Here is a 22,811-nt window from a genome sequence, read left to right on the forward strand (position 1 = left end):
TAAAATAACAGCATAGCTTATTTAACAAGACAGTAATGCCAAAACAGGATCCCTATCTCGATAGAGAACAGCAAAAATACGACAATCCAGTACCTAGTCGCGAATTTATCTTAGAACACATTAAAAGCGCGGCCAAACCACCTTCTTTCTCTCAATTGTGTAACGATTTAAAAGTGCAAGACGAAGAACGTCAAATTGCGCTTAAACGCCGCTTGCGCGCAATGGAGCGAGACGGTCAACTGCACTTTAATAAATTTAAGTGTTACACCATTCCAAGTGATGATGGTCTAGTTAAAGGCCGCGTTGTTGGACACCGTGACGGCTTTGGCTTTTTAGAAGTGGAAGGCGAACCCAAAGATTGGTTTATCACTAAGTATCAAATGGAGCGCGTGCTGCATGGCGATTGGGTGTTAGCGAAGGCTGGCAGCCGAGGCTCAGGTGGTAAGGTGGAAGCGCGCATTGTGCGGGTACTTGAAAAGGAGCGTGCGCCAGTCGTCGGTCGTTATTTTGTTGAGTTTGGCATGGCAGTTGTGGTGCCAGAAGATCCTCGCATTACTCAAGATATCATCATCGTACCTGGCCAAGAAAATGGTGCTCGCCATAATCAAATGGTGCAGGTAGAGATCACTCAAAGCCCTAGCAAACAAATGAATGCAATGGGTAAAGTACTTGAGGTGCTCGGCGATCATATGGCACCGGGTATGGAAATTGAGGTGGCACTTCGCAATCATGACATTCCTCATGAGTGGCCAAGTGAAGTAGAAGCACAAGTTGCAAATCTTGGTGAGTTTGTTGAAGAGTCAGCCAAACAAGGCCGAGTTGACCTGCGCGATTTACCGTTAGTGACCATTGACGGTGAAGACGCACGTGACTTTGATGATGCCGTATATTGCGAGCGTAAAAAGTCAGGAGGTTGGCGTTTATGGGTTGCTATTGCGGATGTGTCTCATTATGTCGGCAAAGGCACTGCGCTTGACAAAGAAGCGATTGAGCGTGGTAACTCAGTGTATTTTCCTGAGCAAGTTGTGCCAATGCTACCTAAGGTGCTATCGAACGGTTTATGTTCATTGAATCCGAAGGTAGACCGTTTATGTATGGTTGCGGAAATGACCGTGTCCGAAGCGGGTCGTTTGTCTGGCTACCGTTTTTACGAAGCCGTGATGAACTCTCACGCTCGTCTTACTTACACCAAAGTCCATGCGATCTTACAAGGTGACGAAAAGCTCAGAGCCGATTATCAGCCTCTTGTGCCTCATCTAACTGAGCTCCATAACATGTATATGGCGCTGAAGGCTGCAAGGCAGGAGCGTGGCGCGATTGAATTTGAAACCCTAGAAACGCGCTTTGTATTTAATGCTCATCGAAAGATTGATTCTATCGTGCCTGTGGTTCGTAACGACGCCCACAAGCTGATTGAAGAGTGCATGATCTTGGCGAACGTGTCAGCAGCAAAGCTGTTGGAAAAACACGAAGCCCATAGCTTGTACCGTGTTCATGATGAGCCAGATCCTGAAAGATTGAGCCAATTTAGGCAATTCTTGCAAGACTTGGGTATTGAAAGCCAATTACCTAACGATCCGTCGCCAGAGGAATTGACCCAAGCGCTTGAGTCATTGGGAGATCGCCCTGAAAAAGAATTGATCCAAACTATGTTACTGCGCTCAATGAAGCAAGCGGTATATCAGCCAGAAAATATTGGCCACTTTGGTTTGGCATTAAAAGCCTATGCACACTTTACCTCACCTATTCGCCGTTATCCGGATCTGGTGGTACACCGCGCAATCAAAGGCATTTTACAGCAGCAACAACAGCCAGTAAGTGGCGCTTACATCTACAATGAAGATGAAGTGAAACAACTGGGCGAGCAGTGCTCGATGACAGAGCGCCGCGCTGATGACGCCACTCGTGAAGTCGCTGATTGGCTAAAATGTGAATTTATGCAAGATCACGTTGGCGATGAATTTACCGGTGTGATCTCATCGGTCACCAACTTTGGATTATTTGTGAGGTTGGACGACCTGCAGATTGACGGGATGATCCATGTTAGCAATTTAGGGCATGAGTACTTCCACTTTGATGGTGCAAAGCAATGTTTGATTGGCGAGCATAGTCGTACGGTGTTTAGACTCGGCGATAAACTTACTGTTGTGGTTGCTTCAGTTAGCTTGGACGATCGTCGCATCAACTTAGCTTTAGCTGAAGAAGGTCAGCAAGACAGGTATGCAAGGCGTCGAAAATCGCCAAAAAGCACAGCAAGTAGTGTTCGTGAGCAGCTAAAAACGGGTAAAATCCCGGGAGCTAAGCGCCGTGACGGTGAAACGTCTGGTCGCGATAAAGATAATAAAGGCGATGACAAAGCCAAAAAGCGCAAAAGAACGACCCCTAAGGGTGAGCTCAAACAGGCGAAAAAGGCAGGCACGCTGAAGTCGAAGAAAAAATCGACGAGTAAAAAAGCCAAAGCGGCAAAGGGTAAAGCAAAACGCCCAGGTAAAAACGAAAGAAATCGTAGCAAAAAAGCGCAATAGATTATAAAGCGGGAGCTTTAACGTGAGTAACGAATTAATTTTTGGCTTTCATTCAATCGAAGCCATTTTGAATAACGCGCCGGAGCGCTTTTTAGAAATTTATGCACTAAAGGGACGTGAAGATCAGCGTTTAAATCAAGTCGTAAACGATGCCCGTAAGTTTGGTATTTCAGTGCAGTTTATGCAGCGAAAAGCGCTTGATAACAAAGCGAATGGTGAGCAACATCAGGGCATTATTGCCAATGTTAAAGCGGCGCGCGCATACAATGAAAAAGATCTTGATGAGATCATTCAAAGAGAAACCACACCATTTTTCTTGGTACTTGATGGGGTAACGGATCCTCATAACTTAGGTGCATGTCTGCGTAGTGCGGATGCAGCAGGTGTACATGGTGTTATCGTACCAAAGGATAAGTCTGCAAAGCTAAACGGCACTGCAAGAAAAGTAGCGTGTGGCGCTGCAGAAACGGTTCCGCTTATCCAAGTAACCAATCTTGCTCGCACATTGCGTGATATTAAAGAAGCCGGTGTGTGGGTTGTGGGTACTGCAGGTGAAACCGATACAGCTGTTTTTGATGCAAACCTGACTGGGCCTATGGCCATTGTAATGGGCGCTGAAGGTGATGGCATGCGCCGCTTAACTCGAGAGCATTGCGATGAACTGGTTAAGATCCCGATGGTAGGTAGCGTGTCTAGTTTAAATGTATCGGTTGCGACCGGTGTGTGTTTATTTGAAGTGTTAAGGCAGCGCTCAGCACTTTAATCACTTGATAAGTGCCGGCTTTGCGGCGCATCTTCAAAAGTTTTAAGAGCTCGCAAGGTAAACTTGCTCCTGCTCAGGTCTACCTTTGGTAGGAGCCGATTTATTCGGCGAGCTTTTAAAACCCGCAAAGTCAGCATGCCCCACACAGCGCTACCTTTGGTAGGAGCCGATTTACTCGGCGAGCTTTTAAAACCCGCAAAGTCAGCTTACTCCCACACAATTGTACAGGGTATTACCCCATTAAAATCCCTTGCAACTCTCTCAGAGACTCTACGGTATAGGTTGGCTTGATATGGTCGGGGCAGACTTTGCCATCATGCTTTAACCAACAGCTATCAATCCCAAAGCGATTTGCGCCTAAAATGTCACTCGCTGGTGTGTCGCCAACCATTAATACTTTGGATTTATCAGGGTTCCCCAACAGCGCTAACGTATGCGCAAAAATACTCGGATCTGGTTTGGCTTTACCCACCAACTCAGAGATCACCACTTCAGAAAAACGATCCACAAGGCCAGTATGTTCCAATCTTTTTTGCTGAAGCGCGGCAAATCCATTGGTAATAATAGCCAAAGTACATTGGCCTTTCAGGCTGTCGAGCAAGGCTTTAGCCCCTGGTAACGGTTGGCAAATTTCAGCCATCGCTGCCAAGAATCCCGCATTGAGTATTTCAGGCGCGATATCGAGTTTTTCAGCCCAGCGGCTAAAGCGCGTTACCTGAAGTGTTTTTGCGTCAATCTCACCATTTTGATACTGCACCCAAAGTGGCGCATTTAAGCTGTTGTATTCTTCGTAGTCCTCGTCAGTGAACACAACGTCATATTGAGTAAACAGCGTTTGCAATCCAAGTTTGGCATTAAAGCTAAATAAGGTTTCGTCAGCATCAAATAAAATATGTGTGTAGTTCGGCATTATAAATACATCTCAGGGTGATTAAAGGGCGCCATCGCGAGCAATAAGGCTTGCGTGTAGCTACTTTCTCTGGTGGCAAGATGGTTGGTTAGTAAACCTATAGCACCGCCTTGTTGCTTGATATTAGTGGTGTTGAACAGGTCATCCATTACATGCCCTAGCTCTTCACCTTGTTCAAGGCGTGTATAGACCGATGCCGGTAGAGGCAAATTACAACTACGGCCGACACTTGTACGACGGTTATCCGCAATGACGACATAAGCAAAAGTAGCTGCACCGTATTCAAATTTGGCAGCACCTCCTTCCATGGCACAATAAAAATCGGCTTGATGATGTTGCTGTAAGTAAGTAACACGATTCTCTGCGCCTTCGCGGGTGGCTTGTTCACCTAAAGGCTGATCCGCAACGAGACTCGGCGCTGAGATACCCTGACAGTCAATTTTTGCATTGGGAAAGTACTGCGCAAAGATGGTTTTTGCAGCATTGATTTTTACTGGGTTTTTAGACCCCACTAAAATGGTAAGCACGTCCATATAACAACTACTCGTGATGCCCTAAAAGGCGTCAGTGTAAAGTGTGATATGGAGCGATGCAAGGAAGCTATTATTCCTAATCAAAACATCAGCTGGGTTAAATCGGTAAATCGACTGGTGCCATATTCTCAAGGGCACGTTTCTTTACTAATAATTCTTTGATAAGTGGAGTCAGTACTAACTCCATTGCCAATCCCATTTTTCCACCCGGCACAACTAACGTGTTTACGCGAGACATAAAGCTGCCTTCGATCATTTGTAAATAGTAAGGAAAGTTAACATCTTCGATGCCACGAAAGCGAATAACCACAAAGCTTTCGTCTAATGATGGTATGTCTTTAGCACTGAATGGGTTAGAAGTATCCACGGTGGGCACGCGTTGAAAGTTAATATGCGTGCGAGAAAACTGGGGAGTGATGTGATTAATGTAGTCATCCATTGAGCGTACAATCGATGTCATGACCGCTTCTTTGGAGTGGCCGCGCTCATTGGTATCGCGAATGAGCTTTTGGATCCATTCAAGGTTGATGATAGGCACCATGCCAATCAATAAATCAACGTTGCTGGCCACATCATATTCTGGGGTCACGACACCGCCGTGCAGTCCCTCATAAAACAGCATATCGGTGTTTTGTTCTAGTTCTTGATAAGGAGTAAAAGTGCCCGGTAGCTGATTGAATGGCACGGCATCGTCAAACGTATGAAGGTAGCGACGGACTTTGCCATTGCCGGTTTCGCCATAGCTTTTGAACAGGCTTTCTAATGCGCCGAAGTCATTGGCTTCTTCACCAAAGTAGCTAATGTGCTTACCTTCTTGCAGCGCTTCGCGACGCAGCTTATCCATTTCTGGGCGAGTGTAGCGATGAAAGCTATCGCCTTCGACATAGGCGGCTTTGGTATTAAGACTGCGGAATATGTGTTTTATCGCGCTTGTCGTTGTTGTAGTGCCTGCGCCTGAACTACCAGTAATGGCGATAATAGGGTGTTTGTCTGACATAAATCTGCCTTAGCTTTCATCATCCGTTAATTCGATGTTACGCGAAGCAAAGTTTTTGGCAAGCTTTGCTTGAGGGCGAGTGTTGGGTATCATAGCGGGGTGATATAACTACAATGAAAAATCAAAGGAACGTCCATGCCCATTTCAATGCGTGTGAAGCTCGCAGTTTGTCTATTCGCTTTCGCGTCCTGTTTACCTGCGTATTCAGCCATGCCCAAAAGCCAAATTTGGCTAGCTGAATTAGGTGAACATTTCAGTGCTAAACCAATTACTGAAAACACCGCATATTTTAATCAGCCGCTAGTGACTGATTCTGGGGTTTACTATACCGCGGAAGTAAGCGCTGATGGCAATAGCCAAACGGACCTGTTTTTTTACGACTTGCAAAGCCAAAACACAACCAACCTCACGCAATCCCCTGTCTCCGAGTATTCACCCACACTACATCCTAATGGGGAAGGGTTAACGACGATTGTGGTTGAGGGATCCGGTAAGCAAAAATTGTGGTTTTATCCGTTTGATCAGGCGACAAAACCAAGTCGTGTTTTTGAGCATATTGAACCTGTTGGATATCATGCTTGGGGGAGCAACCAAGGTCTGATTATGTTTATTTTAGGTGCGACTGAAAGTGCTCCGCATACCTTACAGTACACAGATATTAACGGTCATTTACCACAAATTCTTGCCGAAGATATTGGTCGAACTTTGTCTTACAACCGTGCGCGTGACGTATTTGCTTTTACTTATCAAGTCAATGGCTTGATGTGGTTCGCAACCTACCACAGAGAGAGCGATCATATTCAGCGATTTTTTGCTCTTCCCAGTCAGGTGCAAGATTATACCTGGTTGGATGATAACAAAGTGGCGTACTCATTGGATAACAAGATTTATTACCGAGATTTAAACGCGCCTAAAAAAGTCCACTTATTAAGAAACTTAAGAAGTTACTGTCAGACTTCAATTTCTCGCTTGAGCTTTTTTGATAACAAGCTGGCATTTGTATGCCACAGTGAAGACTGATAGCGATACATTAAATTGCATGTTAAACGCAATGCACAGACAACAACCATAGGAATAGATATGACGATTCTCGTAACAGGTGGCGCAGGCTATATTGGCTCTCACACTGTATTAGAGCTGCTACAGCAAGGCAAAAAGGTAGTGGTCGTAGATAATCTAAGCAATTCTCAGCAGACTTCATTACATAGAGTCGCTGAGATAGTAGGAAAGGAAGCCGCATTCCATCAAGGTGATATTCTTGATAAGGCATTTCTTGATAGTGTATTCGCGCAATATGATATTGAAGAAGTCATCCACTTTGCCGGTTTAAAAGCCGTTGGAGAGTCGGTTAAAAAGCCAATCGAGTATTATCAAAACAACGTCCAAGGTACGTTAACGCTCCTTGATGCGATGCGTGACGCCAGTGTATTTAAGCTAGTTTTTAGCTCATCAGCGACGGTATATGGAGATCCTGCCAGCCTTCCTATTCGTGAAGATTTCCCTGTAGGTGGCACAACTAATCCTTATGGTACGTCAAAACTGATGGTTGAAATGGTACTTCAGGATGTTGCTAAATCAGACCCACGTTGGGCCTTTGCTATTTTGCGTTACTTTAATCCGGTTGGCGCACACGAGTCGGGACTAATTGGTGAAGATCCAAATGGTATTCCCAATAACTTACTGCCCTACATCTCACAGGTTGCTGTTGGTAAACTGGCGAGTTTGGGCGTCTTTGGTAACGACTATGACACCAAAGATGGTACGGGCGTGAGAGATTACATTCATGTGGTTGACCTTGCTATTGGCCATTTAAAAGCACTTGAGAAAATCGCAGTAGCGGCAGGCACGCATATCTATAACTTAGGTACCGGCAATGGCTACTCGGTACTAGAGATGGTTACCGCGTTTGAAAAGGCAGCGGGCAAAGCTATACCGTATGACATTAAACCGCGTCGCGATGGCGACATTGCCGCCTGTTATGCTGCGCCTGAAAAAGCCAAATCTGAATTAGGCTGGCATGCAGAGCGTGGATTGGATGCCATGATGCAAGATACATGGCGCTGGCAAAGCAATAATCCAAACGGTTATAAATAACCTAAATTCTTATCCTGAGTTCAGGTTAAATAACCTAAACTCGGGAGAACAACCAGAGCCTCTGTTGGCTCTCTTCGCCTTTGCCATTTAGGGTAAAGGCGAGGTTTCATTGAGCATCATTACTACATCAATCTTAGTTTCATAAAACTGTCATGCCGTTGTCACCTAAACTCGGTTAAATAATCTGGTATAGACCAGTTTAGAGGCAAGTTATGAACAACGATTATTTACTCCTGACGCCAGGCCCACTCAGTACCTCCCACACCGTGAAAGAAGCCATGTTGAAAGACTGGTGCACCTGGGATGATGAATATAACCAAGGCGTGGTGCAAGTTATTCGCAAGCAGCTTTGTGAAATTGCGGTTGCAGATCCACAGTATCGCAGCGACTACAGTGCAACCTTAATGCAGGGCAGTGGTACAGCAAGTGTAGAGGCGGCTATTGGAACTTTTATTCCTCAGTCTGGCACTTTACTGGTTATCAATAATGGTGCCTATGGTGCGCGTATTATTGAGATAGCCAATTATCTAAATATTAATGTGATAGCGCTCAACTTTGTTGAAACCGAATTGCCGCAACTAGAGCAGATCTCACAAGCGCTTGAGCAACACCCTGAGATCACCCACGTAGCAATGGTACACTGCGAAACCACAACGGGGATGCTGAACCCGGCTAAGCGCGTAGCGGAGCTTGCGAAACATCATAACAAAGTCATGATCCTTGATGCCATGAGCAGTTTTGGCGGCATTGAGATGGATATGCACGAGTGGCAAATTGATATCCTCATCAGCTCAGCAAATAAGTGTATTCAAGGTGTTCCAGGTTTTGGCTTTGTGATCGCAAAAACGGCGCTGCTGGTTGCCTCTGAAGGACAAGCACGTTCACTCTCGCTGGATCTTCACGCCCAGTGGAAAACCATGGAAAATCACCATGGTAAATGGCGTTTTACTTCGCCAACGCATGTTGTCAGAGCATTTGCCAAGGCACTAGAAGAATTGGCGCAAGAGGGAGGCGCTTCTGCACGATTTAAGCGTTACAGTGAAAATCAAAAACAACTCGTTAGCGGCATGAAAGCTCTTGGTTTTGAAGCCTTGTTACCAGAAGCCATGCACTCACCTATTATCACTTCTTTTTATTCACCAAGTGACGAAAGCTATGAGTTTAAGCGCTTTTATGAAGTATTGAAGCAAAAAGGATATGTGATTTACCCCGGTAAAGTATCAAATGCAGATTGCTTTAGGATCGGTAATATTGGCGAAGTGTATGCCGCAGATATTAGCGGACTACTTAAAGCTATTTCTGAAGCAAAGTATTGGTAAACCGTCAGAGTAGGAGCCGCTTTACGCGGCGATGGGTTAAGGGGGTTACACCCCTTTAGCTAAATAAATGAATAGCGAATCTTCAATTGTGTTAACGATGGCCTAATCTGGGCTGTCACCTTCCCATAAAATGAGACATGTATAATTGGAGCCTTCTGCACTCATTAAAGCAGGAAGCTAACTAAGAAAAATCACGTTTTACCAAATCATAGATCATCGAGTTGCTTACAAAAGCCGGAAAGTTTCCGGTGTACGAAGTAAATACGACGTAAGTAATGGTATGATTTCCAATCTAGTTGCTAATTAGCTATCGTAGCTTGTTCTATAGCGCCTCGCGCTCTTCCTCATCATTGAACAGCTGCCTCTTCGGTTAAAGCCTCTTGTGCTTTTTCTTGCTCATTGTGTTATCAGGATCAAATGGTGTTGGCAATTTAATATCATCTATATCTTGGTTGTTTATCGATGTGCAAGACCATTCAACATACCCGTCTTGCCCGATAACTTTGATGTAGCTTTTTTGGTCGCCATCAGCCTGAATGCCTAGCCAGAGCTTTCTTACAAGTGCTGTGGCCTCATGCCCAAAAAACAACTCTTGTTTAAATGATGTCGTTGTATACCCAGTTCCGCTTAAACCTATTTCAACATTATAAAACTTGTACATCGTTAATCCTTACAGTAAACGTTTATTTCAATGAATTATGCAGGTAATTCCTGTATTCAGAACATACTTTATTATTATTATTTCCAAAGTGATGAAATATGAAACCAACGATTCTTCTTGCCTCATCACCTGTCTGGAGAGATTCTGGAATCTTCGCAAGAGTTATTTCTTTGCCTACTGATATTACGTTTGTCATTAAAATATGTACCTTATGGTCCTGATTAATTACTTCAAGCAACCTTGATTTAACTAAGAGTTCTGCATGTAGTAAGTTGATTTTATCAACACCCTTTAGATATCTTCTATGCGACAATTTATATCTTTCTTTATATTGGTTTTTAACATCCTCACCCTCATTTTCCGCGAAGTTCATCATATCCAAATACATTGAACCTACGGCCATATCAAGGCTTGAGCCAGTTAAATGAACTTTTTCCAGCGCCTCTAAAACATCAAGTTTTTTCCCGTGGTGAACTTGCTCCCTCCATTGAAAAAATGCAAACACGGCACATACACCTCCTACTATTCCTCCAATACCAGAAAGTAAACTTATTAGGCTAAAAATGGGCTGACTTATCAACGGTTCAAAAATTGCTCCTATAATAATCAAACTAATACATACAATAAAAATTTGTGTATTTTTCAAGAGAAACATTTATCAATATCCTGTTATTTTAATTCTTGAGTATACGCTATTGATAGCGTCTGATAGCTGCAATAAATTACCATTGTATTTATCGGCTATCACCTACCGCGAACTGAAACCAAACAAATCAGCCACCACGCCATGATCTACATCTTTTGCTAAATGAATGATAAGAGAGCCTTCAAAAGTCTTTGCTGTAGCCCAATCAAAGCCAGCCTTTTTAAGTTGCGTATTAACTTTGGTTCGTAAGTTAGTAGGCTGCTTATTAATGCCTTTTTTAACAGTTCGTTAGCTCATTGCAAACTCGTTAAGTCGATCATTAAGCAAAGCAGGGGCGTACTTACTAAAACCTCTCTAAGTACCTAAATTGTGCCTGTATTTCGCTGGTAATTCTTGATGTTTGTACCAATCAAGGTATTGCTCCAGTGCTTGGCAAAACACTTCTGGCACTTCGATAATGCGATCTTTCTTGTTGGACTATAGGCCGCTGGTAAAACCCACTTGCGATACACTTCGCCTTTATCATCTATTAGCTGGTGAAGTCTTAGCAAATTATGCTCTTTAAGCGACAAGGGAGTGTAAGCGAGCTGGCTAATTAGATACTTATCCTTAATCGCATATTTACCCGTACAAACTGTGTTAAGAAGTGAACCTATGTCGCTATCTACGAATATCTGCCTTAACATTTAATTGCATAACCTAAATATTCTTTAATGCAATATAGATTAGACCGCCATTGCGTAATAACAATGCAGTTAAGGTAATAAATCAAGGATGATATTGGAAATGTCTGGGCAGGCTTTTAACGTAAAAGCACTCGCCAGTTTTTATCATTTAAAGATGATATAATGCTTAAAAATCACACAGAGGATAAGCATATGGCTACACATTACCATGCACGTAAAAACTTTGATGGCAGAGTATTCTTGAGACCAGTTAGAGACTTAGAAGGGAACGTTAGTACTGTATCTAGCTCTACAAAAAGCGGTTTGGATGATGACATCATTAATTATTCGGCAAAGCTGCTTAAAGCTAAATTTATCGGAGTTGACGAGCAATATGGTGAGGAAGTGGCTTGTTTTGAAGAAGAGAGCTAACTCTCTTTCTTCGCAAGCCCGAGTATTCCACCACTAACTCGTATGTAGACGTAGAAGATAGAATTAATGAAGGTGTTTTTGACGTGGCAGTAGCTCTGGAAAGGTTGTCGTGCTAAAGCACGACCTACGGGTACGGGAGTTACACGCCTTCAACAATCATCTCTATGGCGTCATGGAGCCAATATTCAATATTGTAATCCACCAATGCTTGCTCGGCATCATAGCGGGCGCGCAGTACTTTTAAGCAAGGTGCGCCGCTGTTCTTTTCCAATTTGTCGGCAACGTCATCGGGTAGTACGGTGACGCTTATCACGCACTGTTCAAAGCTGACGTCAACTTGGTAGTGAGTCGACATTACTTCTGTGATAGAACCATTCAGTGGTTGGTTGTGTAAGTCGGCAAAGCGCTCGGCCGCACAATAGATCTGTTCCATCATTATTGCGCGACCATCTAACGCGCGTACTCGAGTTAATTCATACACCGGTTGGCCGTTAAAATGAGAGTGGCTAAACTCAGGCTCTGTGGAAGGGGCATTAATTGCGACTACTTGAGTTGTTGGTGTAAAGCCTTGTTCAATGGCAAGGTGGTTAAAGTTCACTTTTTTAGCTGGATGCCATTTGAGCTTTTCTGGCGTGACAAACCAGCCGCGACGCTTTTGGCTAAAGATAAGTCCTTCGGCTTCTAGTCGTGCAAGGGCTTCACGGACGGTGATCCGTGTTGAGCTAAATGTTTCTTGCAGCGCACGTTCTGAAGGCAACTTGGCACCGGGCGTCATGCTGCCAGCGGCTAGCAGCGCTTGGATATGGTTTCGAATACGTTGATAAAGCAGCATAATTGAGTCGATAAAACCTTTTGTGACAAGCTTACTATCGTTTTATGACAGGATAAACCTTTATAATTCTGGGCTTGTAAACTCAGATTGGCCTATCTCGCCAAATAGGCTTCTATTTGGCTAAACCAATAACGACTAGGCAAGACGCTTAAACTCGGATCTTTCCCTAAATCATCAAAACGACGCAGCGCGATAATGGCGTCCAATTCTGGCAGCTTGGAGAATGCCGCAAGTTCTTCGCTGCTCATCTTTCCGCCTTGTCTTGCTAGAGTCAGTTGGCTGGCAGGAGAGAGCGTTTGGTAATACTCCTTATCCATACTGACCAGATAGCGTTTCGCATCCACGTGTTTGCGCACCAGTATTGTCACCGCGCGGTCAAAACCAAGTTGAGTTAAATGATCTGCCCCTAAATCGCCATGATTGCTATATCCTTGCGGGGTAAAGTCGGGGTTATGCTGAGACTGAGCAACAAAATGGCCAATATCATGTAAAAATGCGGCGATTTGGGTCGCTTGATCATAACCATTTTCTTTCGCGAGGGTGGCGCATTGCTCGGCATGGTAAATTTGGCTGCATGCCTCGTCATAGGTCGCGTGACCATATTGCTCGAATAGCTGTTTTATTTGTGTAATGGCATTCACTTTATATATTCCTGCTTTACGTTCGAGTCTAATTTTGCTGCGCTGCCACTAAGCTTGCTTAGCCAAACATCGAGTTTATGCGGTGGCGTGTTGTTATCCTCAGCGCTTTCTTTACGGCGAATGGCATTTCTCACCATGAAGGCCCCCGCGGTGCGAAATGGCTCGACGGGAAACTGTTTAAGCGTTTGGTTGACCAAGGCGCAATGACGCCAGTCGTTATGTTGACTAAGCAGTAGACTCGCTAAAATTTGTCCACCTAAATAGGATTGCACCACGCCGTTGCCCGAGTAACCACTGCCATAAAACACATTAGCTTGACCATTTAAATGACCAAAGAAAGGCATGCCAGAGACACTTCGGTCTGAAGGTCCGGTCCAGGTTCTTTCAATCTCGAGCTGATGATGTGCAAAGAAATGGCTAAATGAGCGTTCAAGAATGGCTTGATAACGGCTAGCACGGTGAAAGGTGTCTCTCACTTGGTTATTGAAACTAAAATAATTTCCGCCTTTGCCAAGCATTAATCGACCGCTTGAGGTGGTGCGGTAGTAATTCACAAAAATGCGTGCATCAATCACCGGAGCGCCGTGGTTCAGCCTCATTGCTGCAAGCTTTTCAGACGCAGGGGGGGTGATCGCCATATCGCTCGAAACCAACACTACGCTGCGAGAAAACTGCGGCAATAAGCTTGGCAGCCAAGCGTTAACGGCAAATACCAGCTGATTGGCTCTGATCTCGCCTTTGTCTGTGGTAATGGTTAGCGTGTCTTGGCCTTGGTGCTTTAAGTAGCGGGTGTGTTCAAATACCTTGACCCCAAGTTTTTTTGCCACCTTCATCAGTCCACGCACAAGCTTGGCGGGTTGAACGCTACCCCCGTGGGGGGAGTAAATTCCAGCAAGGTTGGCATTAGAGCCAGTGGCTTGCAACTGCGCTTTATCCAGTGTTTGCCACGCATTAAGCTGGTGTTGCTCGAGTAGGGTGGTAATGGGACCAAAGGCATTGCGCTGGCTGTGATTTGAAGCCGTATAGTAAGTACCATCAATGCGGCAATCACATTCAATCCCGTGTTTACTGGTAAAGGCTTTAATATCATGAACGGCCTGCTCCGACTGGCGCACTAAAAAGCAGGCTTGTTCTAAGCCAAACTCTTTAATTAAGCTGGCAAACTTAGTCGACCATGTCAGCATAGCTCCGCCATTACGACCCGAAGCACCTTGTCCACAGAGGTCCTTTTCAATGATGGCGATATTTAGCTCAGGTTTTTGCTTTTTCAGCGTTATGGCTGTCCAAAGGCCAGTAAAGCCGCCACCTATGATACAAACTTGGGTATCTAACGCGCCATGAGACGGCGCGCTTGCTGCGGCTTCAATATCGGCTTGAGCGATTGCTTCATCAAACCAAAAAGGCTGAAAACGCATTACGGGCGCTCTCCACGGGCGATACGAGCAGAAATATCCACCAAGACCATTTCGATGTCCGCTAGTGAATCAATCACATAGTGCGCACCGGCTTCGCCAAGCTGCTGATAAGCACTCAGTGAGTGTGCACTTTGCTCTTCGTGACCGAGTGCCGTCCATTCTTCTTCGCTAAGCCCCACCGCATTACCCGTTAAAGCAAGTCCAACTGTCCACATGCCGGCATTTAATCCCTCGCTTATTCCCGGCGCGGAGTCATCGACTTTTACGCACCCAGACACGCGATTAATCCCAAGTCTTTGCACGTTTTCTAACGCCATCCAAGGGCCTGGGCGAGAGCCTGCCGCACATTCATCACTGGCAACCACACAATCTGGCTGATAACCATAATCGGCAGCGGCAGGCACTAATACGTCCATCACAGGCTTGGGATACCCAGAGCAACTACCAATCTTAACGCCTTGTTGTTGCAAGCGTTTGATCACCGCAAGCACGCCCGGAATGGGGGCAGCTCGGTCGGCGACTTTTGCTTGTTGGAGCGGCATAAAGGTTTGATAAATATGGTCAACATCTGCCGTACTCGGTGCCTGACCAAATTGCGTTATCCAGCGGGTGCGGACGCTCTCCATTTGTAGCAAGGTATTAATGTGATCCCATTTACCCATTCCCATCGGACCGCGCGCTTCAGCCAAGGAAATATCAAATTGATACGCTTGCTTAAATGCTTCAACAAAAATACTGGTGGGGGCAATCGAACCATAGTCGACCACAGTACCTGCCCAATCCAAAATTAACGCTTCAATGTGTTTCATGTTGTTATGACTCCTAGCTAGGAAATATGTGATGAAAGTGCCGTGGCGCGTACTTGCGTTGACGCCTTACGTGGTCGCTTTAATTTCACGGCAAAATAAATAATTGAACTCACTACGAGTGCGCTTGCGATAAACGCTACCCAGTAGCAGGCCATGGTAAAAAAGTGCAGCCAGCTGAGCTCAGGTGTGGCAAAAGTTTTATAGAGCAAAATGCCCACTGAGCCGATGTAGCCCGCCGAATCCGCCAGATAAATCAAAAAACCGGCGTTCGCAGTCGATCCAACCGCTGAGATCATGCGGTCAAACAAAAAGCAGTTATAGGGGATATAACTGATATAAAGACCAGCCCCCAGCAGCACCATCCACGTTTTAGGATCGAGACTTTGGGTTTGGTATAAATAGGTGCTGCCAGCCAGTAGTAAAGCCCCAAGTAAGATAAAGCCATGGTTGGCGAAAAATGCGATGCGGTTATTTTTAATTAACACCAATGCGGCAAGCGCAATGAGCACGATAAAGGCGATGCGGATCCCGGCATAAGCAAAAATCGCGGGTTCTTGCCCATAACCTAAGGCCTGCCAGATCTCGGCTGAGAAGTTATCTCTAAAGTCACGAAAGCCAGTAAAGAGTAAAAAGCTAAGCACCAGTACGGTTATTCCAAACCAATACTGTTTAAAAAACGCCAGCCGTGCTTTGCCATCCATTGGCGCGCGCTTTTGTCGTAATTGTTCATCTTCTTGTGTAGGTTCAGGAATGCTATTGAGACAAGCAACGCTAAGTACAAGGAGTGGTAGAAAAATCGCTCCGGTTGCCGCTGGCATCCACAGTTCAGGCACATTGAGTTCACTCACCAGCCATTTGCCCACGGTTCTGACCAATCCAGAGGCAAGAATAAAAGTCACGCTGAGTACCGCACCTAAGATTTCGGTGGTTTTACGACCTTCTAAAAAGCTAAAAACCAAACCCCAGATCATGCCAAGGGAGAGGCCATTGGCAAACAGCCAAACCAGATTCCAGCCCGTAGGAGTGATGGCAAATAGCACCAGTGCGAGCTCGGCGGCTAAAATCATGGCCAGAATCGCTCGGCCGCGATAATGATGCTGCATTTCAGCAATCACTTTAACGCCGATAAATTTCGCGCATAGATAGCCAAACACTTGCGAAAGGATCAGAGCAATTTTAAAGCTAACAACCCAGCTCGGGTCATCAAAGGCTTCATAGGTATTGACCGAAAATGGCTTACGAAAGGCGTACATACAAAAGTAAGTCATAAACGCACTGGTCGCGGCGAATAGTACAAAGCCGATACCTTGGGCGTCCTTTAACCAGCGCGGGCGGGCGTTAAATAGGGTGATCTGCAACATCATAGGATCCTCGGTAATTCGAGGGCAATCCTTTGTGGATTGCCCGTCAACCGGTGTATACCAATCGGCTTAATCAATTAAATTGGTACTAAAATTGGTAGTTAATGCCGACCATGCCGCGGATACCATACTATTCCACCTGTAATGGACGACCTTGCTCACCTTGGTAGTACTGCAATGCTTCATTGGTGAGGTTACTTAGCTCTAGGTAAACTAACGTTTGTTCGTTAAGTTGGTATGACGTTGTAAAGTCGACGCTGGTATTGGCGCCATAGTAGCTATCCGATTGGCTATCACCACCGTGCTCTTCGATATAAGCACCTTTATGATTAAGCGCTATTCGAGCGGCAAAACGAGTGTCGTCGTAATACAGCGTAAAGTTGTAAAGCTCATTGGCCTGACGTGGAATGGCTACTTTTTCTGTGCGCTCTGGGATCTGCATTTCAGAATCCATAAAGGTCGCATTGGTCATTACCCCAAAGTTGCTCAAACTGTCAGAAATAAAACCAAGGTCGCGGTTAAACGCCAGTTCAATGCCCGCAAGCCAAGCGCTATCGCCGTTTTCAGGACGGATGATGGTCACGCCTTGCTTGTCGTTGTAATTGCCAACGCTGGTGGCTTGGAAGATTGGGTCTTGGATATCTTTGTAGAATACCCCCGCAGAGACCAAGCCAACGCGGTCAAAATAATGTTCCACCATCAAGTCGAGATTATTTGAGTACGTAGGGTCGAGCGCTGGGTTTCCTGAGTTAAGCTGGTTGTCCTGCTCAAGGTAAGTTGCGCCTGGTGTTAATGAGCCAAAGTCAGGACGGGCAAAGGTGCGAGTTAGTGCGAGGCGATAATTGGTATCGTCATTGGCACGATAAGTAACATGTAGTGCGGGTAATATTGACCAATAATCATTGCTGTTGGTGGTATCAACAACTTTATCTTCGTCGGCTAAATAAGTGTAACCAGACACTTTGGTATCGGTGCGGGTAACGCGTAAGCCACCTAATACTTCCCAGTTGTCACTGGCTTGGTAAGTTGCCATACCGTAGAGCGAGGTGTGGGTTTCTTCAACATCAAAGTTTCTGCCCAGCGCTCCACCATTGCTGATGAGTGCTGATTCACCCGCATCTAGCTTGAACTTATTGCGATTTTGCGTCCAAAACTGAGCAAGAGCATCGGTGGAAGCCACCTGCGACAACTGTGTGCGATAATCAAACTTGGCTTCGCTTAAGTAATCGCTGCGACCGGGTTGATCGCTTAAGGCAAAGTCTGCAAGCGTTGGCGCTGCGCCATATTGTTCGCTGTCCCAAGCGTAAAACTCATCGGCAAAGTCAGCTTTACGGACTTTATCGCGGTATTTTGCCCCAAACTTAACGGCTAGCTGGTTATTGTATTGCCAGTCAAAGTCGGCATTGGCCACCAATCTGTCTTTTTCGTTGACGTAGACTTTGTATAGCTCAACCCAAGACAAACCCATTTTGCTTGGATCGAGTGTAAAGCCCGAGGGGAAGTGATTGCTAATGGCGTTCCAAGGGTCACTGCCGCCGTCTACTTGGTTGTAGGCATAATTTTTACCGGTATCGCGGTCTTCAAGTCCAACATATCCAACCTCTTTTTGATCAAAACGGGCGACAAAATAGCTATTGTCTTCACTGTTGGGTTTGTCGCCATAGCGAAACTCATTTTCGTACGTGGCTAGTTGCCAAGAGAGCGTCTTATCAAAGCCAAAGTCATGTTCACCTGCCATTTCAAAGCCTTGCATTTCGGTGATGAGTTCGTTGCGAATATGCTGCAGCTCAGCACGGTCTTTATCAAAACGTAGCCTGTGCTTATAGTGGGTTTCATCGTCAATCAGTGTGCCATACAGCGCGCTGGCGCTGAGCGTGCCGTTTTCAAGTTGATATTCCAGTGAGCCATTTAAGCCATAAGTTTCACGGGTTCCGGTATAATCACGCAGCTCTAAGCGATAAATACCTAAGCCATCGTTACCACGACGTGGCTCATAGTTATCGGTTGCCCAATCTCGCTGCCAAGCTGTGGCATTAATGATAAAACCTAGCTTGTCGTCGAGTAGACGGTCGCCGTACACTACATTGGCAGAATAGTTTGTGCCATCGGCCAGCTCATTTTGGCCCACAGCGAAGTTGGTTTTGAGGATAAAATCATCAGCGCCTTTTTTGGTCACGAAATTAACATTACCGCCAATCGCATCGCCTTCCATGTCAGGGGTGATAGCCTTAGACACTTCCACAAATTCAATCAATTCGCTTGGAAAAAAGTCGAATGCAGTGGCGCGGCTGGTGGTTTCCTCTTCTGCGGTTGGAAGGCGGTTACCGTTGATGCTGGCCGAACTCCATTGTGACGGTAAACCACGCACTGCAACAAAGCGCCCTTCACCTTGGTCACGCTCTATCGACACACCTGGAATACGTTGCACAGCTTCAGCGGCATTTCTATCTGGTAACTTACCAATCCCATCAGCAGAAATGATACTTTTGATATTACTGGCATTTTTTTGGTTATTTGCAGCGGCCATTTCGCCACGGAAGATTTGCCCAACCGTGACTACTTCTTCCATCGCTTGTTGGTGGTTTAATAAGATTGGAGACAAGGTAGTGACTTTGCTATCAGTTACTTCCACCTGAAGTTCAGTTTCCTGATAACCCATATATTTCACGACTAGGGTGTAGCGACCGGCATCTAGTTTTGGCAGTTCAAAGCGACCACGATAATCAGACACAGTGGATACATCTTGGCCTTTTACCGAGATAACGGCGCCAGACAGATTACTTTGTGGGTCTTTTACAACACCAACGAGTTTACCTGTCGCAGCATATAAGCTGGGACTGGTGGCGAGTAACACGGCAGCAGCGATTTGGGTTAGTTTTTTCATTGCTCTTTTCTCAAAAGTTTGGGTTAATTTTCTGGTCTAGTCCAGTTTGTTGCAGATAGAGTAATGACGGTTTTTTACATTCCGATGACACAAAGGTGAAAAATTAACTAGCGCCTACTGCTCTTTGTTGTTTAATTCGCTTTATAGGAGATAGGAGGATGTTGTTAGATGTTTGGCTTAACTGAATAAGATTTGTCATACTCGGGTTATCAGCGGCAGGTTTTCAGTAAAGGAATGGCAACGTGATTTATGCTTCGATTGCGGCGATTGGACTTTCTCTTTTTATCTATAGCATCACAGCTCGACAACTAGATAGGGCGGAGCTCACTGCACCTATGTGGTTTGTGCTAACGGGCGGGGCGATAGGCTTTGTGCTTGGTAATATTGAAGGGGGGCAACAAGCTTTAGCGGTAGATATTAATGGCTTACAGACTTGGTTGCCGATTATTGAGCTGACGCTTGCGATTTATTTATTTTCCGATGCTGCAAAAACGCGATTACGGGTGTTATCTCACAGCTTTCAGTTACCGGTTAAATTATTACTCGGGCTGCCATTAACCATGATATTTGGCGCTTGGGTGGCCCATGAGCTATTTCAGTTATCTTGGTTGGCTTGCTTTTTAATTGCGGTGATCATCACCCCAACTGATGCTACTTTATGCAAAACCTTCATTCAGGATAAGTCTGTGCCCACCAGATTACGTGAGGCAATTAATGTGGAAAGTGGCTTGAATGATGGCCTGTGTATTCCGGTATTTCTGTTTTTACTGGGCGTATTAGCTGAGCGAATGCAAGCGACGACTGAATCATTTGCTTGGATTTTTATACGTGAAGTGGGGATTGCACTCGTTGTCGCGGGGTTACTGACTGGGGTGATAATTTGGTTACTTAAACGCGCCTATCAACATCATTACTTTGCGTCTAAAACCAGCCCTTTTCTCTTTGTTGGCATCGCTTTTTTAGTTTTCTCGGTAACTCAAGCTTTGCATGGCAGTGGCTTTATTGCTGCATTTGTCAGCGGTTTGCTGTTTGATAAATATTATCGTGATGAGTTTAAAGATCAGCTTATCGAAGAAGGGGAGCATCTCGCCGAATTTGCGGCTTTTATGATCTGGATAGTATTTGGCTTGTCGGCAAGTGTAGTGCTGTTAAATGTTACCCAATGGCAGGTTTGGGTGTACGCAGTGTTAGCAACCGCCATGTTTAGATTGATCCCGGTATTCCTCTGCTTGTTAGGTGGCGAACTGACAACCAAAGAGCGCTTTACGTTAGCTTGGTTTGGACCCAAGGGATTGGCTTCGGTGGTGCTAACCTTAATGCTACTCAGCGAAGAGTTGCCAAATGGTTTGCAAATTACTCAAGTGGCAATGGCAACGGTGCTGTTGAGCATTTTTGTATTTGGATTATCCAGTCGACCCATTTCTAAATTATTTACCAGTGCTTCTGGTCGAGAGTGATTACTCTAAATAACAATTGGTATAGCGTATGATTTCGTATCTGAATTGTACTGTTATATTGTAACTTATTGTGAAATAAAATATTTTTTGTCACTTTGTTGAAATAAAAAAGTCATGTAACGCGCCTAGACTGTGCCCGCCTTACAGACAAATATTACGTTTCAGGAACAGTACAATGAATAAAAAGTTACTTACAGTTGCTATCTCTGCAATTCTACTTACCGCGTGTGATGACGATACAAAAACCGTTGAGGTGATCAAAGAAGTTGAAGTCATCAAAGAAGTACCAGTGCAAGAAGTGACACAAGTAAAAAATGTGATCCTTATGATCGGTGACGGTATGGGACCACAGCAAGTTGGCTTACTTGAAGAGTATGCTCAGCGCGCGCCAAACTCAACTTATAAAAACAAAGGCAATCAAACTGCGCTGTCTAAACTTGCTGCGGGTGGTCATTTAGGCCTTTCCATGAACGCACCACATGGCGCGACTGGCAGTCTAGTGACTGACTCTGCTTGTTCGGCAACACAATTAGCAACCGGCCTTGCTGCAGGCTCTGAAATGATAGGCCTTGATGCCGATGGTAATAAAGTAGCGACTATCTTAGAAAAAGCCAAAGCCGCAGGTAAAGCGACGGGTCTTGTTTCAGATACGCGTATTACGCACGCGACGCCTGCTGCATTTGCTGCCCATATGCCGCATCGTTCATACGAAGCTGAAATCGCTGAGCAATTAGTTCGCTCTGGCAGTGTTGACGTGATGTTATCTGGTGGCGCTCGCGTATTTGTACCAAAGAGCACGCCTGATAACGCTGAAGTAAAAGCACAACTTGACGCGCTTGGCATGCCTAGCAGCGTATACAAAAAATCAAAACGTGGCGATGAAACTAACCTAGTTGTTGAAGCAAAAGAGCAACATGGTTATGGCCTTGCTTTTGATAAAGCACAATTAAGCAGTTTTGAAGGCGAAAAAGTACTAGGCCTATTCGCAAACTCTGGTATGAGTGACGCTATTGCTTACAAAGCTTGTCAACAAAGCAACAGCTGTACTCAGCCTTCATTAAAAGAAATGACGGTGAAAGCGCTTGATATCTTGTCTAAAGATGAAGATGGCTTTTTCTTGATGATTGAAGGCGGTCAAATTGACTGGGCGGGTCACGCAAACGATGCAGGTTGGATGTTAAACGAGCTGCTTAAATTTGATGAAGCCGTTGAAGCTGTTCATGAATGGGTAAAAGATCGCAACGATACACTAGTTGTTGTGACCGCAGACCATGAAACGGGTAGTTTTGGCTTTAGTTATTCAAAGCATGAGCGTCCTGAAGCACAAACACTGTCGGGCGATGGTATGTACGTAAATGGTGTTGCTAAAGAATATCATCCTAAGTTTAACTTTGGCCCGCTTGCGCAACTAGACAAGCTCTACGCGCAGACAGGCACCTTCTTCGATATTCTTGCTGAAGCTGCGCCTGATGAAGCCTATGAGAATGTATCGGGTCCAACTTGGAAAGCGACCATTGAAGATATGACGGCTTACACGGTGACGCTAGATAATGCAGAGAAGGTTGGTCAAAGTGTCTATGACGATAAAGATGCAACGATGATCCCTGCGTTTGAGGACTTCGGTGACTTCTACGTATACGCCAAAGAAGACTACACTGGAAAAATCGCTCGCGCGATTGCCTCAGAGCAAAGCGTAGTGTGGGGTACTGGTACGCATACGGCTGCGCCAGTACCGGTTTATACTTTCGGTCCTGCAGGCGTAACTAAGCAGTTCTCAACCATGCAGCACCATGTGGATGTTGCAAACAAAATGATGACTGCACTTGGTTTAACTGAATAAACCAAGCACCTAGATTTAAGTAACTTC

General features: G+C 45.2%; 19 protein-coding genes. 8 read left to right on the forward strand and 11 right to left on the reverse strand.

Annotated elements, in window-relative coordinates; genetic code table 11:
• Positions 1 to 35 precede the first annotated feature (35 nt).
• Both rnr and rlmB read left to right on the forward strand, forming a co-directional pair.
• Positions 36 to 2,525: a ribonuclease R gene (gene rnr, locus PPIS_RS17545; RefSeq protein WP_010368700.1), complete on the forward strand. Its 2,490-nt coding sequence runs from the start codon at positions 36 to 38 to the stop codon at positions 2,523 to 2,525.
• A 22-nt stretch (positions 2,526 to 2,547) separates the two neighbouring features.
• On the forward strand, positions 2,548 to 3,288 hold the full coding sequence (rlmB, locus tag PPIS_RS17550) for a 23S rRNA (guanosine(2251)-2'-O)-methyltransferase RlmB (RefSeq protein WP_010368698.1): 741 nt from the start codon (positions 2,548 to 2,550) through the stop codon (positions 3,286 to 3,288).
• A 232-nt stretch (positions 3,289 to 3,520) separates the two neighbouring features.
• Here the strand turns inward: rlmB and yjjG are convergent, their stop codons facing one another.
• From yjjG to PPIS_RS17565, 3 genes are all read right to left on the reverse strand, one after another.
• Complete coding sequence (gene yjjG / locus PPIS_RS17555) at positions 3,521 to 4,198, reverse strand: pyrimidine 5'-nucleotidase (protein WP_010368696.1); 678 nt, start codon at positions 4,196 to 4,198, stop codon at positions 3,521 to 3,523.
• The gene (gene yjjX / locus PPIS_RS17560; protein WP_010368694.1) at positions 4,198 to 4,731 is read right to left on the reverse strand and encodes an inosine/xanthosine triphosphatase; all 534 of its coding nucleotides are present in this window, start codon (positions 4,729 to 4,731) and stop codon (positions 4,198 to 4,200) included. Before yjjX ends, yjjG begins: the two co-directional genes overlap by 1 nt.
• A gap of 97 nt (positions 4,732 to 4,828) precedes the next feature.
• Positions 4,829 to 5,728, reverse strand: a complete 900-nt coding sequence (locus tag PPIS_RS17565) for a phosphoribulokinase (protein WP_010368692.1) — start codon at positions 5,726 to 5,728, stop codon at positions 4,829 to 4,831.
• A gap of 135 nt (positions 5,729 to 5,863) precedes the next feature.
• On the opposite strand from PPIS_RS17565, the gene PPIS_RS17570 reads away from it, so the two are divergent.
• The 3 genes from PPIS_RS17570 to phnW all read left to right on the forward strand — a co-directional run bounded on the left by PPIS_RS17570 (position 5,864) and on the right by phnW (position 9,141).
• Positions 5,864 to 6,748 carry a TolB-like translocation protein gene (locus tag PPIS_RS17570; RefSeq protein ID WP_010368690.1) on the forward strand — a complete coding sequence of 295 codons (885 nt, stop codon included), beginning with the start codon at positions 5,864 to 5,866 and terminating at the stop codon, positions 6,746 to 6,748.
• 60 nt (positions 6,749 to 6,808) lie between these two features.
• Positions 6,809 to 7,822, forward strand: a complete 1,014-nt coding sequence (galE, locus tag PPIS_RS17575; RefSeq protein WP_010368689.1) for a UDP-glucose 4-epimerase GalE — start codon at positions 6,809 to 6,811, stop codon at positions 7,820 to 7,822.
• Positions 7,823 to 8,034: 212 nt separating this feature from the next.
• The gene (gene phnW / locus PPIS_RS17580) at positions 8,035 to 9,141 is read left to right on the forward strand and encodes a 2-aminoethylphosphonate--pyruvate transaminase (RefSeq protein ID WP_010368687.1); all 1,107 of its coding nucleotides are present in this window, start codon (positions 8,035 to 8,037) and stop codon (positions 9,139 to 9,141) included.
• A gap of 370 nt (positions 9,142 to 9,511) precedes the next feature.
• Here the strand turns inward: phnW and PPIS_RS17585 are convergent, their stop codons facing one another.
• Together PPIS_RS17585 and PPIS_RS17590 are read right to left on the reverse strand one after the other, a co-directional pair.
• Positions 9,512 to 9,802 carry a hypothetical protein gene (locus tag PPIS_RS17585; RefSeq protein WP_010368685.1) on the reverse strand — a complete coding sequence of 97 codons (291 nt, stop codon included), beginning with the start codon at positions 9,800 to 9,802 and terminating at the stop codon, positions 9,512 to 9,514.
• Positions 9,803 to 9,824: 22 nt separating this feature from the next.
• The gene (locus PPIS_RS17590; protein WP_010368683.1) at positions 9,825 to 10,457 is read right to left on the reverse strand and encodes a hypothetical protein; all 633 of its coding nucleotides are present in this window, start codon (positions 10,455 to 10,457) and stop codon (positions 9,825 to 9,827) included.
• Positions 10,458 to 11,326: 869 nt separating this feature from the next.
• Here PPIS_RS17590 and PPIS_RS17600 point away from each other — a divergent pair.
• A complete protein-coding gene (locus PPIS_RS17600; protein ID WP_248694109.1) occupies positions 11,327 to 11,545 on the forward strand; it encodes a hypothetical protein in 219 nt (72 codons plus the stop codon).
• A gap of 139 nt (positions 11,546 to 11,684) precedes the next feature.
• Here PPIS_RS17600 and PPIS_RS17605 read toward each other — a convergent pair whose 3' ends face one another.
• The 6 genes from PPIS_RS17605 to PPIS_RS17630 form a co-directional block, all read right to left on the reverse strand.
• Positions 11,685 to 12,377 (reverse strand): UTRA domain-containing protein, encoded by a 693-nt coding sequence (locus PPIS_RS17605; RefSeq protein WP_010368678.1) that lies wholly within the window; start codon positions 12,375 to 12,377, stop codon positions 11,685 to 11,687.
• 92 nt (positions 12,378 to 12,469) lie between these two features.
• Complete coding sequence (locus PPIS_RS17610) at positions 12,470 to 13,018, reverse strand: HD domain-containing protein (RefSeq protein ID WP_010368676.1); 549 nt, start codon at positions 13,016 to 13,018, stop codon at positions 12,470 to 12,472.
• The gene (locus PPIS_RS17615; RefSeq protein ID WP_010368674.1) at positions 13,015 to 14,433 is read right to left on the reverse strand and encodes an FAD-dependent oxidoreductase; all 1,419 of its coding nucleotides are present in this window, start codon (positions 14,431 to 14,433) and stop codon (positions 13,015 to 13,017) included. Before PPIS_RS17615 ends, PPIS_RS17610 begins: the two co-directional genes overlap by 4 nt.
• On the reverse strand, positions 14,433 to 15,242 hold the full coding sequence (gene phnX / locus PPIS_RS17620) for a phosphonoacetaldehyde hydrolase (RefSeq protein WP_010368672.1): 810 nt from the start codon (positions 15,240 to 15,242) through the stop codon (positions 14,433 to 14,435). Before phnX ends, PPIS_RS17615 begins: the two co-directional genes overlap by 1 nt.
• A 17-nt stretch (positions 15,243 to 15,259) precedes the next feature.
• Positions 15,260 to 16,606: a DUF5690 family protein gene (locus tag PPIS_RS17625; RefSeq protein ID WP_248694108.1), complete on the reverse strand. Its 1,347-nt coding sequence runs from the start codon at positions 16,604 to 16,606 to the stop codon at positions 15,260 to 15,262.
• A 127-nt stretch (positions 16,607 to 16,733) separates the two neighbouring features.
• Positions 16,734 to 19,487: a TonB-dependent receptor gene (locus PPIS_RS17630; RefSeq protein ID WP_010368668.1), complete on the reverse strand. Its 2,754-nt coding sequence runs from the start codon at positions 19,485 to 19,487 to the stop codon at positions 16,734 to 16,736.
• 242 nt (positions 19,488 to 19,729) lie between these two features.
• On the opposite strand from PPIS_RS17630, the gene PPIS_RS17635 reads away from it, so the two are divergent.
• Complete coding sequence (locus PPIS_RS17635; RefSeq protein WP_010368666.1) at positions 19,730 to 20,944, forward strand: cation:proton antiporter; 1,215 nt, start codon at positions 19,730 to 19,732, stop codon at positions 20,942 to 20,944.
• Between the two features lie 175 nt (positions 20,945 to 21,119).
• Positions 21,120 to 22,784 (forward strand): alkaline phosphatase, encoded by a 1,665-nt coding sequence (locus PPIS_RS17640; protein ID WP_010368665.1) that lies wholly within the window; start codon positions 21,120 to 21,122, stop codon positions 22,782 to 22,784.
• The last annotated feature ends 27 nt before the right edge of the window (positions 22,785 to 22,811 follow it).

Origin of the sequence: Pseudoalteromonas piscicida (assembly GCF_000238315.3) — a bacterium.
Lineage (GTDB): Bacteria > Pseudomonadota > Gammaproteobacteria > Enterobacterales > Alteromonadaceae > Pseudoalteromonas > Pseudoalteromonas piscicida.

Coding starts and splice junctions, on each gene's coding strand:
- PPIS_RS17590 (WP_010368683.1), bottom strand. CDS start 10,457: ATGTTTCTCTTGAAAAATACACAAATTTTTATTGTATGTATTAGTTTG.
- PPIS_RS17585 (WP_010368685.1), bottom strand. CDS start 9,802: ATGTACAAGTTTTATAATGTTGAAATAGGTTTAAGCGGAACTGGGTAT.
- PPIS_RS17630 (WP_010368668.1), bottom strand. CDS start 19,487: ATGAAAAAACTAACCCAAATCGCTGCTGCCGTGTTACTCGCCACCAGT.
- PPIS_RS17600 (WP_248694109.1), top strand. CDS start 11,327: ATGGCTACACATTACCATGCACGTAAAAACTTTGATGGCAGAGTATTC.
- galE (WP_010368689.1), top strand. CDS start 6,809: ATGACGATTCTCGTAACAGGTGGCGCAGGCTATATTGGCTCTCACACT.
- rnr (WP_010368700.1), top strand. CDS start 36: ATGCCAAAACAGGATCCCTATCTCGATAGAGAACAGCAAAAATACGAC.
- phnW (WP_010368687.1), top strand. CDS start 8,035: ATGAACAACGATTATTTACTCCTGACGCCAGGCCCACTCAGTACCTCC.
- PPIS_RS17605 (WP_010368678.1), bottom strand. CDS start 12,377: ATGCTGCTTTATCAACGTATTCGAAACCATATCCAAGCGCTGCTAGCC.
- PPIS_RS17565 (WP_010368692.1), bottom strand. CDS start 5,728: ATGTCAGACAAACACCCTATTATCGCCATTACTGGTAGTTCAGGCGCA.
- PPIS_RS17570 (WP_010368690.1), top strand. CDS start 5,864: ATGCCCATTTCAATGCGTGTGAAGCTCGCAGTTTGTCTATTCGCTTTC.
- PPIS_RS17615 (WP_010368674.1), bottom strand. CDS start 14,433: ATGCGTTTTCAGCCTTTTTGGTTTGATGAAGCAATCGCTCAAGCCGAT.
- yjjG (WP_010368696.1), bottom strand. CDS start 4,198: ATGCCGAACTACACACATATTTTATTTGATGCTGACGAAACCTTATTT.
- phnX (WP_010368672.1), bottom strand. CDS start 15,242: ATGAAACACATTGAAGCGTTAATTTTGGATTGGGCAGGTACTGTGGTC.
- PPIS_RS17625 (WP_248694108.1), bottom strand. CDS start 16,606: ATGATGTTGCAGATCACCCTATTTAACGCCCGCCCGCGCTGGTTAAAG.
- PPIS_RS17640 (WP_010368665.1), top strand. CDS start 21,120: ATGAATAAAAAGTTACTTACAGTTGCTATCTCTGCAATTCTACTTACC.
- yjjX (WP_010368694.1), bottom strand. CDS start 4,731: ATGGACGTGCTTACCATTTTAGTGGGGTCTAAAAACCCAGTAAAAATC.